Source organism: Sphingomonas gilva (assembly GCF_003515075.1).
GTDB lineage: Bacteria > Pseudomonadota > Alphaproteobacteria > Sphingomonadales > Sphingomonadaceae > Sphingomonas > Sphingomonas gilva.
In genome coordinates, this window is sequence record NZ_QWLV01000002.1 from 207590 (window position 1) to 220693 (window position 13104).

Here is a 13104-nt window from a genome sequence, read left to right on the forward strand (position 1 = left end):
ATTCTCGATTGCTGCGTCGCAGCATTGCTGCAACCTTAACAATCGCGAGTCGTTGTGCCTTCCGTAGCTTGGGATTCACCCCGGCGTTTTGCACTTGCGAAGGATTCCCATGGCTGGTTCGTCAGGCAAGCATTCCATCCGCCGGATCGCCATGCTCGGCAACTTCCTGCCGCGTCGCTGCGGGCTCGCCACCTTTACCGCCGACACTTATGAAGCGCTCGTCCGCCGCTTCCCCGATGTCGCGGTCGACGTCTATGCGATGGACGATCACCCCGGCCGCTACGCCTATCCGCCCGAGGTGACCCACGCGATCCCGCAGGACGACCGCGCCGCCTATGTCGAGGCGGCGCGCAGGATCACCGCGAGCGGCGCGCAGGCGCTGTGGGTGCAGCATGAATACGGCATCTTCGGCGGGCCGGCGGGATCGTTCCTGCTCGCATTGCTCGACCGGCTGACCATTCCCCTCATCGTCACGCTCCACACCGTGCTCGAAAAGCCGACGCCCGAAGAGCGGATGGTGATGGACGCGCTGCTTCGCCGCGCCGCCAAGGTGATCGTCATGGCCGATCGCGGCCGCGACATACTGGAGCGCGTGTACGGCGCCGATCCGGCATCGATCGCGATGATCCCGCACGGCGTGCCCGATCGTCCGCTGGTCGATCCGGACACGATGAAGGCGCGCTTCGGCTGGCAGGGCCGAGAGATCATCCTGACCTTCGGCCTGCTCGCCCCCAACAAGGGGATCGAGACGATGATCGCGGCGATGCCGGCGATCGCCAGGGCGTGCCCCAACGCGCTCTACATCGTGTTAGGCGCGACGCATCCCAACCTGATCGAACATGAGGGCGAGGCCTATCGCGCCCGTCTGCAGGCGCAGATCGCCAGACTGGGGGTCGCGCACAATGTCCGGCTGATCGACGGCTTCGTCGAGCATGACGAGCTGCTCGACTATCTCCAGGCCGCGGACATCTACGTCACGCCCTACAACAACCCGGCGCAGATCACCTCGGGCACGCTCAGCTACGCGATCGGGCTGGGCAAGCCGGTCGTGTCCACGCCCTATGTCCACGCCACCGAGATCCTTGCCGACGGCCACGGCGTGCTGGTCGATTTCGGCGACGCGGAGGGGTTCGCGCGCGAGACCGGCCGGCTGTTGAAGAACAAAGATGACCGCGCCGAACTGATGGCGCGCGCCTATGCCCGCGGGCGGACGATGGTGTGGGAACGCAGCGCCGAATCGGCGATGGCGGAGATCGAGACGATCATTCCCGCCAAGCCGCGCCGCATCGCCGCGGCCGACCGGATGACGCGCATCCTGCCGCCCGACATCGCCGCGATCGAACGGATGAGCGATGCGACCGGCATGCTGCAGCACGCGATCTATTCGGTGCCCGATCGCCGCCACGGCTATTGTATCGACGACAATGCCCGCGCGCTGATCCTGCTGAACGTGGTCGACGGCATAGACGACGGCGTGCGCGACAGATGGACCACGGTCTACGCCTCCTTCGTCCAGCACGCCTGGAACGACCAGGCCCGCCGTTTCCGCAACTTCATGAACTTCGATCGCAGCTGGTGCGAGGAGGAGGGTTCGGAGGATTCGAACGGACGGACGCTATGGGCGCTCGGCCGCACCGCGCGCGACGGCCGCGCGCTCAAGCTGCGCGACTGGGCGGTCAACCTGTTCGACATGACGGGCGACATCGCCTTCGACATGCAGAGCCCCCGCACCCACGCCTTCGCCATGCTCGGCGCGGCGGCGATGCTGGAGGCGCGTCCCGGACACCAGCTGTCGCGGCGCATCCTCGAACGGTTCGGCGAGGAGCTGGTCGCGCTCGCCGACAGCGCGCGCCGTCCCGAATGGCGCTGGTTCGAGATCGTCCTCGCCTATGACAATGCGCGGCTTCCCGAGGCGCTGATCCGCGCCGGCCGGGCGATCGGGCGTGGCGATTTCATCCGCTGCGGGCTCGACACGCTCGACTGGATCATCGCCCAGCAGACCTCGCCCGAAGGTCGCTTCCGCGCGGTCGGGACCGACAGCTTCGGCCGCCCCTACCAGCCGCCCCTGCCCTTCGATCAGCAGCCGCTGGAGGCGCAGGCGACGATCGACGCGTGCGAGGCCGCGCACGACGTTTCGGGCGATCCGCGCTGGATCGACGAGGCGATGCGCGCCTATCGCTGGTATCTCGGCGCCAACGACCTCGATCTGCCGCTTGCGAGCGGCGACGACGGCGGCTGTTTCGACGGGCTGATGCCGCACGGCGTCAACCGCAACCAGGGCGCCGAATCGATCCTGGCGCTGCAATTGGCGACCACCGCCATTTCCGGGCTTTCCAAGCGCGCCCAAATCGGGAATGAAGCGCGCAACGCCGCCGTAGCCTGATTTCGCTCAAGTCGGCTTTCTTGCCCTTCGAAGGGGAGGACATGGAGCCTATCTTCACCCATAGCCTGCGGCTGTTCGCCGATCCCTCGCGCGTGGTGGTGCGCCCTTTCCACATCAGCTGGCAGGGCACCTCCAGCCGCACCCAGCGCCTGGTGGGAGAGGTGCTGCGGATGAGCGCGCAGCAGGCGCGCGACGAGCTGCAGGAGGTGCTGCGCGATTTCGAGGCGCGCCACTGGCAGACGCGGCGCGTGTTCATGACCCGCTATGACGAGATAGAGGCGCAGCTCGGCCTCGACGGCAGCAAGATCGGGGACGAGAAGCGCCAGCTGATCGGCGCCTATTTCTGCCACGAATACAGCTATGCCGCCGCGGCGCTGATGAACCCCAGCGTGGTGCCGCATTACGACCAGTCGGGCATGCCCAGGGGATCGTGCCGCATCCTGATGTCGCTGCGCGCGGTGGGCGAGGGCCATATCTCCTCGGTCGCCTTTCGTGAGGGCATCATCACCAGCGAGAACAAGCTGAAGCTCGCGCCCGAGCCGCCCTTCGCCACCGCGACGGACACGCATGGCGACGAGGACGAAATCCCCCAAGGCCCGGTCACGGTCCACCGCCACCGCGATTCGACGCTGTCGGGCACGGTGATCTTCCCGATCACCGAAGCCCAGTCGAAGGGCCTGGAGGATCTGCGCCTCGTCAAGTTCGCCCATGACGACGGCGCGGCGGAATGGCTGGGCACCTATACCGCCTATAACGGCTCGGCGATCCAGTCCGAACTGCTCAGGACCAGGGATTTCCGCGCATTCGATCTGGTGCCGATGACCGGCCCCGCCGCGCGCAACAAGGGGATCGCGCTGTTCCCGCGCAAGGTGAACGGCAAATATGCCGCGATCGGCCGGCAGGACGGCGAAAATCTCTATCTGCTCACCTCCGACACGCTGACCCATTGGGAAGAGGGCGAGCGCATCCTTGAGCCAGAATATCCCTGGGAGCTGGTCCAGATCGGCAATTGCGGCCCGCCGATCGAGATCGATGAAGGCTGGCTGCTGCTGACCCACGGCGTCGGCGCGATGCGCAAATACGCGATCGGCGCGGCGTTGCTCGACAAGGACGATCCGTCGAGGGTGCTGGCGCGCACCGCCGAACCGCTGATCGCGCCGGCGAGCGAGAACCGCGAGGGCTATGTGCCCAACGTCGTCTATACCTGCGGCGCGATGAAGCACGGCGACTCGCTGTTCATCCCCTACGGGGTGGCGGACAGCTCGGTCGCCTTCGCCTTCGTCGGGATCGATACGGTGCTGGCAGCGATGACGCCGGCGGAGAGCGTCGAGCCACGGAAACGCGCATCGGCCTAACTTACATGCTTGTAAGCCGGTTGGCGCGTGAACATATTGGGGCGTGACTACCGCGCTGCCGCATCATCACCCGATCGAGATCGCCGCGAGCGACATCGATTTCATGGGCCACGTCAATAACGCGCATTACCTGCGCTGGGTGCAGGACGCGGTCGTCGCGCACTGGCGCCGCTTCGCGCCCGACGAGGCGGTGGCGGCGCATCTGTGGGTCGCGCTCAAGCACGAGATCACCTACCGCAAGCCCGCCTTCCTCAACGACGAGGTGATCGCTACGACCGTCCTGCAAAAGGTCGAGGGCGCCCGCGCCTTCTACGACACGCTGATCAGGCGCGGCGAGGAAGTGCTGGCCGAGGTGAAGTCCAGCTGGTGCTGCCTCGACGCCGAGACGCTGCGCCCCGTGCGCGTGGCGAAGGAGCTGGCGGCGAAGTTCTTCGGGTGACTTTAGCGTCGCCCCTGCGCAGGCAGGGGCCTCCGGGTTTGTGGCACACCAGATACCGATCTTGCCGACTGAGGCCCCTGCCTGCGCAGGGGCGACGGACATCTCGCTATTCCAGCCCCAGCGCCGCCTTCACGTCCGCCCAGCTGACCAGCTTGAAATTCTGCGCCCTTGGCTCGTTCATCCCGTCCTGCGCGACGAACAGGCCCTGCGGATAGTCCGGTCCGAAGTCGCCCATCTTCAGCTCGATGCCGTCGGTTTCCTCGACCGGGCCGAACCGGCCCGCGGCGATGCGGAAGCGGCCGAGATAGCGGTGGTCGGGCAGGCTGTAGACGGTGTACGCATTGTCGCCCTGGCTCGACGCCACCAGGTAGCGGCGCTCCCCGAAGGCGATCGCCAGCCCCTCGACATCGGCGACCAGCTGCTTGCCGTCGGCCCGCGCGATCAGCCGGCCCTGCGTGTCGTCGCCCAGGATCGAGAAACGCCAGATGCCGACATCCTCCTCGCCGACATAGACCGCGCCGCTGACCGATTCGACCACGCACCCCTCGGCCTGGGTCGGCACCTTCCAGGTGCGGACGGTCTTCGCCGACAGATCCTTGGCGATCTCGATCAGCGCGATCGAACCGCCCTTGAGCACCGACACCACCTGCACCAGCGTGTCGGAGGATGCGGCGGGCGGCGCATAGGTGCAGATGCCGTAAGCCTCGCCCGCCCCCGCATCGACCTTGCCGATCGGGCTCAGCTTGGCGGCGACGGTGTCGAGCGCATAGAGCGCGATCTTCGCGCGGGCTGGATCGTTGCGGTCGCTCGCGACGACGATCACCCGGCCGTCCGACGCCCGCACCAGCGCGACATTGTTGACGAGGCCAGCGGCCGCGAAATCGCGCGAGCGGCCGTCGAGCCCATAGACATGCAGCCCGGCCTTCTTGTCGGTGCCGACGATCAGGCTGGCGGCGGGATTCCCGGCATTGCGCCAGATCGCCGGATCGTCGGCGGCGTCGGCATTGGCGGTCGCGACCGCCTCGGTCTCACCCTTGGCCTGCACCATCGCCGCGGGCAGCGCGTTGGCGATCCGCGTCTCGATCGGCACCTCGCCCGCGCACCCGGCGAGCAGACCCGCGATCATCATCAAACCGTAACTGCCACGACGCGAAACCGACATTGCTTCCCCCTAACGGCCCCTCAGACCGCAGCCGGATAGGCCGGCTGTGTGACAATTTGACTGCGGGGGTTTCATGGCGGGATTGAAGGCGCTGCTGCGCGCGGGCGCGGCGTTCGGCGTGGTGCTGGCGACACCGGTGGCGGCGCAGGAATCGGCTGCGGTAACGGCGCTCGCCGCCGATACGTCGCAGGACGCCTCCGACATCATCGTCACCGGCAATATCGCCTTCCGCAACCGCACCGATGACGTGAACCCCGTCCTCAGCTACGACCTCGAATATTTCCAGCGGTTCGAACCCGTTTCGGTCGGTGAGATGCTCAAGCGCGTGCCGGGCGTCACCTTCACATCGGACGTGCTCGAATATGACGGCGCGCAGTTCCGTGGACTGCCGCCGGGCTTCACCCAGGTGCTGATCAACGGCCGCCGCGCACCGGGCGGCGAGGCGGACGGCAGCTTCTTCGTCGATCGCATCCCCGCCGAGCTGGTCGAGCGGATCGAGATCGTCCGTGCACCCCGCGCCGACCAGCCGAGCGAGGGCGTCGCCGGCACGCTCAACGTCGTGACCAAGGAAAGCGCCAGCTTCGAAGGTGGCTTCGCCAAGCTGGGCGCGTTGATAAATGGCCGCGATGGCGAGACCCGCCCCTCGGCCGCCGCCGCCTATGCCGGAAGGCTCGGCGAATCGACCAGCTTCTGGGCCGCGCTCAACTATCAGGAACGCCGCAATCCGAAGGACAAGGTGTCCTACCGGTTCGGCGGCGAGCCGACCACCGGCGAGGGATCGCACGAGAGCGATCCCGAATTCGACGACCGCGAGGACCAGGCCGATACGCGCGACGGCAGCGATCTTTCGGGCAGCGCCGAGATCGCGCACGAATTCGCCGGCGGCGGGCGGGTGCGCGTCGGCGGCTTCTTCGTCGACACCAACCGCATCGAGACCGAGGATTCGCGCGTCTATGAGGGCGAGGACCTCGACTATGTCGAGCGTGTCGTCCAGGTCGAGGACATCAACCAGCAGACCTATGCGCTATCGGGCGACGCGCTAATCCCATTGGGCGGGGTCGAGCTTGGCCTCGCCGCCGGCTGGTCCTCCTATCGCGAGGATTCGATCGCCACCGAAACCGCGGAGAATTTCGAGGATGAGGAGATCGAGGTCGATACGTCGATCATCGACCTTAGCGACGACGAATATACCGGCACCCTCTTCGCCCGCTTCGGCAAAGATAGCGGCCTGGGAGTCAAGACCGGCATCGATCTGCTCAGTAAGAGCCGCAACGGCCTGAACAACGGCAATTTCATCGGCGACGACTTCGCCTTCACGATCGAGGAAGAGCGCTACGACCCCTATGTCCGCGTGACGCTGGAGCCGACGCCGGCCTTCACCGTCGATGCCGGGCTGCGATACGAGATCACGCGCCGCACCGTGGGCGCCGAAGGCTTCGACGATGTCGATTACGACAACGAGCTGCTCACGCCATCGCTGCACCTCAAATTCGCGCCGACCGCCGACGACCAGTTCCGCGCCTCCTTCGCGCGCACCGTCCGTCGCCCCGATTATGATCTGATCTCGCCCTATGAACAGGAAGAGAGCCCCGGCGACGAGGACACCACGGTCGGCAACCCGGCGCTGCGCAACCAGAAGAGCTGGGGCGTGGATGTCGGTTACGAACGCCGGCTCGGCGCGGCCGGCATCGTCGGCGTCAATTTCTTCTACCGCGACATCACCGATCTGATCGAGCTGGTGGTGATCGGCGACGCCGGCGACGGCCAGCTGTTCACCCCGCAGAATATCGGCGACGGCCAGACCTGGGGCGCCGAGTTCGACCTGTCGGTGCCGCTGACCGGTTTCGGCATGCCCGACACCGGCCTGTTCGCCAACTACACCTATCTCGACAGCAAGACGATCGACCCGTTCACGCGTGAGGAACGCCGGTTCAACAACCAGCCGCACCATGTCTACAATGTCGGCTTCATCCAGACCGTGCGCAGCCTGGACGCCAGCTTCGGCGCGACCATCTCCGGCCGCAGCGGGGCGTTCGAATCGAACTTCGATGAGGTGATCAACCTGCGCTACGATCCCGATCTAGAAGCGTTCGTCGAAAAGCGCTTCGGCGAAAATTTCGTGCTTCGCCTGACCGTGCAGAACATCCTCGATCGCCGGAAGAAGGAGGATTTCCGCAAATATGACGGCGATTCGCTGCAGGAGATCCTCGATAATCGCGCCGCCGGCGATCTCGACGAATATGAGATCGAGCGCGAGCGCTCGGGCCAGCTGATCCAGGTAACGCTCAGGGCCGCGTTCTAACTAATCCTCCCCGCCCTGCGGGGAGGGGGACCGCCGCCGAAGGCGGTGGTGGAGGGGGCTTTCGGCAAACGATTCGCTCGCGGCGCTCCCCCTCCACCAGCCTGCGGCTGGTCCCCCTCCCCGTTCCGGGGAGGATAAATCACCGCCCCTTGAACAGCCCGCCCAGCAGCCCGCGCAGCAGGCTGCTTCCGAGGTTGCCGGCGACCTTGCGGCCGATCGACGACGCGGCCGACCGCGCGGCAGACTGGAGCATCTTGTCGGCCAGGCTGGGCCTGGCCGCCTCGCGCGCGGCGCGTTCGGCCTCGCGGCGCTGGATCGCGGCCTGGCGATCGGCCTCCTTCTGCTGGGCGAGCCTGGCGCGCTCGGCCTCCTTCGCCGCGCGCGCATCCTCCTTGGCCTGGGCGGCGGCCGCCTTCTCCGCCTCCGCCTGCGCCTTGGCCTCGGCGGCGGCCGCCGCCGCCTCGTTCGCCTTCGCCGCCAGCAGTTCCTCCGCCGATTCGCGATCGAGCAGCGCGTCGTACTTGTCGCCGATCGCATCGGTCTCGCGGATCACGCCGCGCTCGACCGGCGTCACCGGGCCGAGCCGCGAACGCGGCGGCTTGATCAGCGTGCGCTCGACCGGTGATGGCGATCCATCGGCCTGCAGCAGCGAGACCAAGGCCTCGCCCACCTTCAGCTCGGTGATCGCGGCGGCGACGTCGACCCCCGGATTGGCGCGGAAGGTCTCCGCCGCCGACCGGATCGCCTTCTCGTCGCGCGGGGTGAAGGCGCGCAGCGCGTGCTGCACCCGGTTGCCGAGCTGCCCGGCGACCTTTTCGGGGATGTCGATCGGGTTCTGCGTGATGAAATAGACGCCGACCCCCTTCGACCGGATCAGCCGCACCACCTGCTCCACCTTGTCGAGCAGCGCGTCGGGCGCCTCGTCGAACAGCAGATGCGCCTCGTCGAAGAAGAAGACCAGCTTGGGCTTGTCGGGATCGCCCACCTCGGGAAGCGATTCGAACAGCTCGGAGAGCAGCCACAGCAGGAAGGTCGAATAGAGCTTGGGGCTCGCCATCAGCTTGTCGGCGGCGAGGATGTTGACGATGCCGCGCCCCTGGTCGTCGGTGGCGATGAAATCGGAAAGCGTCAGCGCCGGCTCGCCGAAGAAATGGTCGCCGCCCTGGCTCCGCAGCTGCAGCAGCGCGCGCTGGATCGCGCCGATCGACTGTTTGGAGACGTTGCCGTAGGTCGTCGTCAGCTCGTCCGCGCGCTCGCCGCAATGCGCCAGCATCGCCTGCAGATCGTCGAGGTCGAGCAGCAGCAGCCCGTCCTTGTCGGCGACGTGGAAGGCGATGGTCAGCACGCCCTCTTGCACCTCGTTCAGCCCCATCAGCCGCGCGAGCAGCAGCGGCCCCATCTCGGATACGGTGGTGCGGATCGGATGGCCCTGCTCGCCGAACAGATCCCAGAACTGCACGGGATTGTCGGCATAGGACCAGTCGGCATAGCCGATCTCGGCCGCCCGCGCGGCGAAGGCGTCATGGCTCTTGGCGGTGGGCGAGCCCGCCATCGCCAGGCCGGACAGGTCGCCCTTCACATCGGCGACGAACACCGGCACGCCGGCTGCGGAAAAACCCTCGGCGATGCCCTGCAGGGTCACCGTCTTGCCGGTGCCGGTCGCGCCGGCGATCAGCCCGTGCCGGTTGGCGCGGCGGAAGTTGAGCGTCTGCGGCTTGCCGCCGCCCGATCCGATGAACAGCCCCTCTTCGGACATCCACGCTCTCCCCAAATGCAAACGGCCCCGCGTTGATAGCGGGGCCGTTCACCGATGGAAATGCGCGTCAGCTATCGGAAAGCTCGACCGCGATATAGATGCTCTGCCGCTCGCGCGGCGAATGGACATAGAGCAGCACATTGTCGCGGCCGGCGCGGCGCGCCTCGGCGACGATGGCGCTGACCTCCGCGTCCGTGGTCACCGGACGCTGATTGACCGACTGGATCACGAGGCCGCGCCGCAGCCCCTTGGCGGCCGCGTCGCTCGACGGATCGACGCTGACGATCACCATGCCGCGCTCGTTCGCGTTGAGCCGCAGGTCGCGCGCGATCCGCGGCGTCAATGGCGTCAACTGCAGCCCCAGCGCATTGGCCGCCGCCGCCTCGTTCTCGGGATTGCCGCTGCCCAGCGGATCGGCGTTCTCGTCGGCGTTGAAGCCCGCCAGCTCTTCCGCCGACGGACGCTTGCCGACGGTGACGGTCACGGTCCGGCGGCGACCGTCGCGGATCAGCTCGATCGGCACCCGGGTGCCGACGGGCAGGTTGGCGACGATGAAGCTCAGCGTGTTGTCGGGGGTGACCTCCTGGTTGTTCACCTCGACGATCACGTCGCCGACCTGGATGCCGCCGCGCTCGGCGCCCTCGCCCGGCTCGACCCGGCTGACCAGCTCGCCGCGGTTGCGCTGCAGGCCCAGCGATCCGGCGATGTCGGGCGTCACCGGCTGGATGCCGACGCCGAGATAGCCGCGCTCCACCTCTTCGCCGCGGCGCAGGGTGTCGATGATCGGCTTGGCGATCTCCGCCGGAATGGCGAAGCCGATGCCGACATTGCCGCCCGTCGGCGAGAAGATCGATGAATTGATCCCGACGACATTGCCGTTCAGGTCGAACATCGGCCCGCCCGAATTGCCCCGATTGATCGCCGCGTCGGTCTGGATGTAGCGGTCATAGGCGGCGCTGCCGTTGGCGCCGGTCGAACGGTGCAGCGCGGAGACGATGCCCGCGGAGACCGACCCGCCCAAGCCGAACGGATTGCCGATCGCCAGCACCCAATCACCCACCCGCGTCTCGGTCGAATCGCCGAAGCGCACGAAGGGCAGCCCGGTGGCGTCGATCTTGAGCAGCGCCAGGTCCGATTCGGGATCGCGGCCGATCAGCTTGGCGACGAACTCGCGGCGATCGGGCAGCGTGACGCGGATTTCCTCGACCACCGCGCCCTGCGTGCCCGCGGCGATCACATGGTTGTTGGTGACGACATAGCCGTCCGCCGAGATGATGAAGCCCGATCCCAGCGACTGCGCCGGGCGTGTGGCCGGCTGCCCGCCCTGGCCCTGGCCGCGGCGTCCGCCGAACTGGCCGAAGAAATCCTCGAACGGCGTGCCGGCGAAGGGATTGCCGGTCTGCACGGGCACGCGCTGCGTGGTCGAGATGTTGACCACCGCCGGCTGCAGCCGCGCGGTCAGCTCGGCGAAGGACAGCGGCGCGCCGGGGCGCGGCGCGGCGGCCTGCATGCCGACCGGGTTCTGCGGGGTCTGCGCGCCGAGCGGCTGCTGCAGCGTCATGGTCGCGGCGGCGCCGCCGATCAGCAGCGCGGAAGTGATGGCGTAGGCATATCGCACGTGTGTGTGTTCCTCTGGTCAGTCCATCCCCAATGGGGCGGAAAATCGCGCACGCTTGCTGAACGCGGATTGAATATGAACGATCCGACAGGCTTTACATATCATTCCGTCGCGTCAGCGCCCGCGAAACGCCCTCAGATAGTCGTTGTCGGGCGAAAGGATGATGCTGGTCGCCCCTTCCGGCGTGGTGCCGTCGGTGCCGAAGGTCCGCTCATAGGATTCCATCGCGCGATAGAAATCGTAGAAGCCCGGATCCTTGCCGAAGCTTTCGGCGTAGATGCGCGATGCGGTCGCATCGGCCTCGGCGCGGACGATCTGCGCCTGGCGCGCGCCCTGCGCCCTGATCGTCAGCGCCTCCTGCTCGCGCGCGCTGCGCATCCGCTGGAACGCGCTTTCCAGCGGGCTGCCCTCGGGCAGGTCGGCGCGCTTGATGCGGACATCGACGATCTCCGCGCCATATTGCCGCGCGACGCGGTTGAGGCCGGCCTGGATATTGTCCATCACCTGTCCGCGCTCGGGGCTGAGCAGCGCGGCGAATTGGCGCTTGCCCAGCTCGTTGCGGATCGCCGACCCCAGGATCGGGCGCAGCTGGTCGGACACGCGCTGCTCCGAACCCGCGGTGATCACCATCCTGAGCGGATCGACGATGCGATAGCGCGCGAAGGCGTCGACCTGCAGGCGCAGCTGGTCGGTGGAGAGCACCTGCTGGCGATCCATGTCGATGTCGAGCACGCGCTTGTCGACCCAGACGATGCGGTCGGCGAACGGCCAGCGGGCGATCAGCCCCGCGCCCGAATTGCCGAAATCCTCGCCAGGCTTGTATTCGTTGATGATGCGGATCGGCTCGCCGAAGCGGACGATCACCGCCTGCTTGGTCTCGGGCACGACGGCGAGCGTCGATGCGCCCAGGATCAGCAGCAGCAGGGCGATCACGCCCAGCGCGATCGGATTGCGCAGCACGCGGCTCATCGTCCGGCCTCCGTCGGGGTCGAGGGGGCGGGCTGCGGCGCCGCCTGCTGCCGCCGCCTGATCTGGTCGAGCGGCAGATAGGGCGTCACATTGTCGGTCTCGACGATCGTCTTGTCGACCTTGGACAACACCTTCTCCATCGTCTCGTAATACATGCGCCGCCGCGTCACCTCGGGCGCCTGGACATATTCGGCATAGACCTTGTCGAACCGCGCCGCCTCGCCCTGCGCGCGGGCGGTCACCTGCTGCGAATAGGCGCGCGCCTCGTTCAGATAGGTCTGCGCGGTCTGCTGCGCGGCGGACACGCTCTTGAACGCGTCGAGCACCGCGGTGGGCGGATCGGCCTGCTTGATCGCGACGCCCTGGATCGACACGCCGGAGCGATATTCGTCGAGCATCTGCTGCGCCAGCCGCTGGACCCGCTGCTCGACATCGCCCCGGCCGGCGCCGATCGCCTCGTCCAGCGTCACCGTCGCGACCACCGCGCGCATCGCGCTCTCGGCGGTCTCGCGCACGGTGTCGTTGGGCTCGGCCAGCTGGAACAGGTAGCGCTCGGGATCGCGGATGTTCCAGCGCACCGAATATTGCAGGTCGATGATGTTCTGGTCGCCGGTCAGCATCAGATTCTCGGTGCTGCCCGTGCCCGCCGGGATATCCTCGGTGCGGATCTCCTCGACGTCGATCTTGGTCAGCGTCGCGATCGGCCAGGGCGCGGTGAAGCCGATGCCGGGATTGAGCGTGCCGGCATAGTTGCCCAGCAGCAGGATCACGCCGCGCTCCTGCGGGCCGATCCGGTGGACCGATGTCAGGAACAGCCAGGCGGCGACCAGCAGCAGCAGCGCCAGCGGCACGAACGACTTGCCGCCCGGCGTCTTGGGCATGCCGCCCTTGGCGCGCTTCAACAGCTCGTCGAGCGCGGTCGGGCCGCCCTGCCCCGGCCGCTTGCCGGGCGGAGGCACGTTCCACGGGTTGCGCGGGCCGTCGCCGCCACCGCCGCCGCCCTTGCCGCCATCCCCGCCGGAACCGCCCGAGCCGCCGCCGCGGTTGCCCCAGGGGCCGTTGCTGTTGTCGTTATTGAACACGGAGCCGAGCCCGCGCCACCATAGTCGTGTCGCCATGA

At 67.5% G+C, this 13104-nt stretch carries 9 protein-coding genes; 4 read left to right on the forward strand and 5 right to left on the reverse strand.

Going from position 1 to position 13104, the window contains the following annotated elements:
• The first annotated feature begins 109 nt into the window (after positions 1–109).
• The 3 genes from D1610_RS05655 to D1610_RS05665 are packed head-to-tail and all read left to right on the forward strand — an operon-like array spanning position 110 to position 4177.
• Complete coding sequence (locus tag D1610_RS05655) at positions 110–2383, forward strand: glycosyltransferase family 4 protein (protein ID WP_118863176.1); 2274 nt, start codon at positions 110–112, stop codon at positions 2381–2383.
• Between the two features lie 41 nt (positions 2384–2424).
• The gene (locus tag D1610_RS05660; protein ID WP_118863177.1) at positions 2425–3738 is read left to right on the forward strand and encodes a glycoside hydrolase family 130 protein; all 1314 of its coding nucleotides are present in this window, start codon (positions 2425–2427) and stop codon (positions 3736–3738) included.
• A gap of 43 nt (positions 3739–3781) precedes the next feature.
• Entirely contained in the window at positions 3782–4177 is a 396-nt protein-coding gene (locus D1610_RS05665) for an acyl-CoA thioesterase (protein ID WP_118863178.1), read from the forward strand.
• A 106-nt stretch (positions 4178–4283) separates the two neighbouring features.
• Here the strand turns inward: D1610_RS05665 and D1610_RS05670 are convergent, their stop codons facing one another.
• Positions 4284–5339, reverse strand: coding sequence for a phytase (locus D1610_RS05670; protein WP_118863179.1), 1056 nt, complete (start codon positions 5337–5339; stop codon positions 4284–4286).
• Positions 5340–5412: 73 nt separating this feature from the next.
• Between D1610_RS05670 and D1610_RS05675 the strand changes: the two genes are divergently transcribed.
• The gene (locus D1610_RS05675) at positions 5413–7641 is read left to right on the forward strand and encodes a TonB-dependent receptor plug domain-containing protein (protein WP_118863180.1); all 2229 of its coding nucleotides are present in this window, start codon (positions 5413–5415) and stop codon (positions 7639–7641) included.
• A 139-nt stretch (positions 7642–7780) separates the two neighbouring features.
• On the opposite strand, the gene D1610_RS05680 is transcribed toward D1610_RS05675, so the two are convergent.
• From D1610_RS05680 to hflK, 4 genes are all read right to left on the reverse strand, one after another.
• The gene (locus D1610_RS05680; RefSeq protein ID WP_118863181.1) at positions 7781–9397 is read right to left on the reverse strand and encodes a helicase HerA-like domain-containing protein; all 1617 of its coding nucleotides are present in this window, start codon (positions 9395–9397) and stop codon (positions 7781–7783) included.
• Between the two features lie 67 nt (positions 9398–9464).
• Complete coding sequence (locus D1610_RS05685) at positions 9465–11015, reverse strand: Do family serine endopeptidase (protein ID WP_118863182.1); 1551 nt, start codon at positions 11013–11015, stop codon at positions 9465–9467.
• Positions 11016–11129: 114 nt separating this feature from the next.
• Positions 11130–11984, reverse strand: a complete 855-nt coding sequence (gene hflC, locus D1610_RS05690) for a protease modulator HflC (RefSeq protein WP_118863183.1) — start codon at positions 11982–11984, stop codon at positions 11130–11132.
• Positions 11981–13102, reverse strand: coding sequence for a protease modulator HflK (gene hflK, locus D1610_RS05695; protein WP_118863184.1), 1122 nt, complete (start codon positions 13100–13102; stop codon positions 11981–11983). The genes hflC and hflK overlap by 4 nt, the downstream gene beginning before the upstream one ends.
• Between the last annotated feature and the right edge of the window lie 2 nt (positions 13103–13104).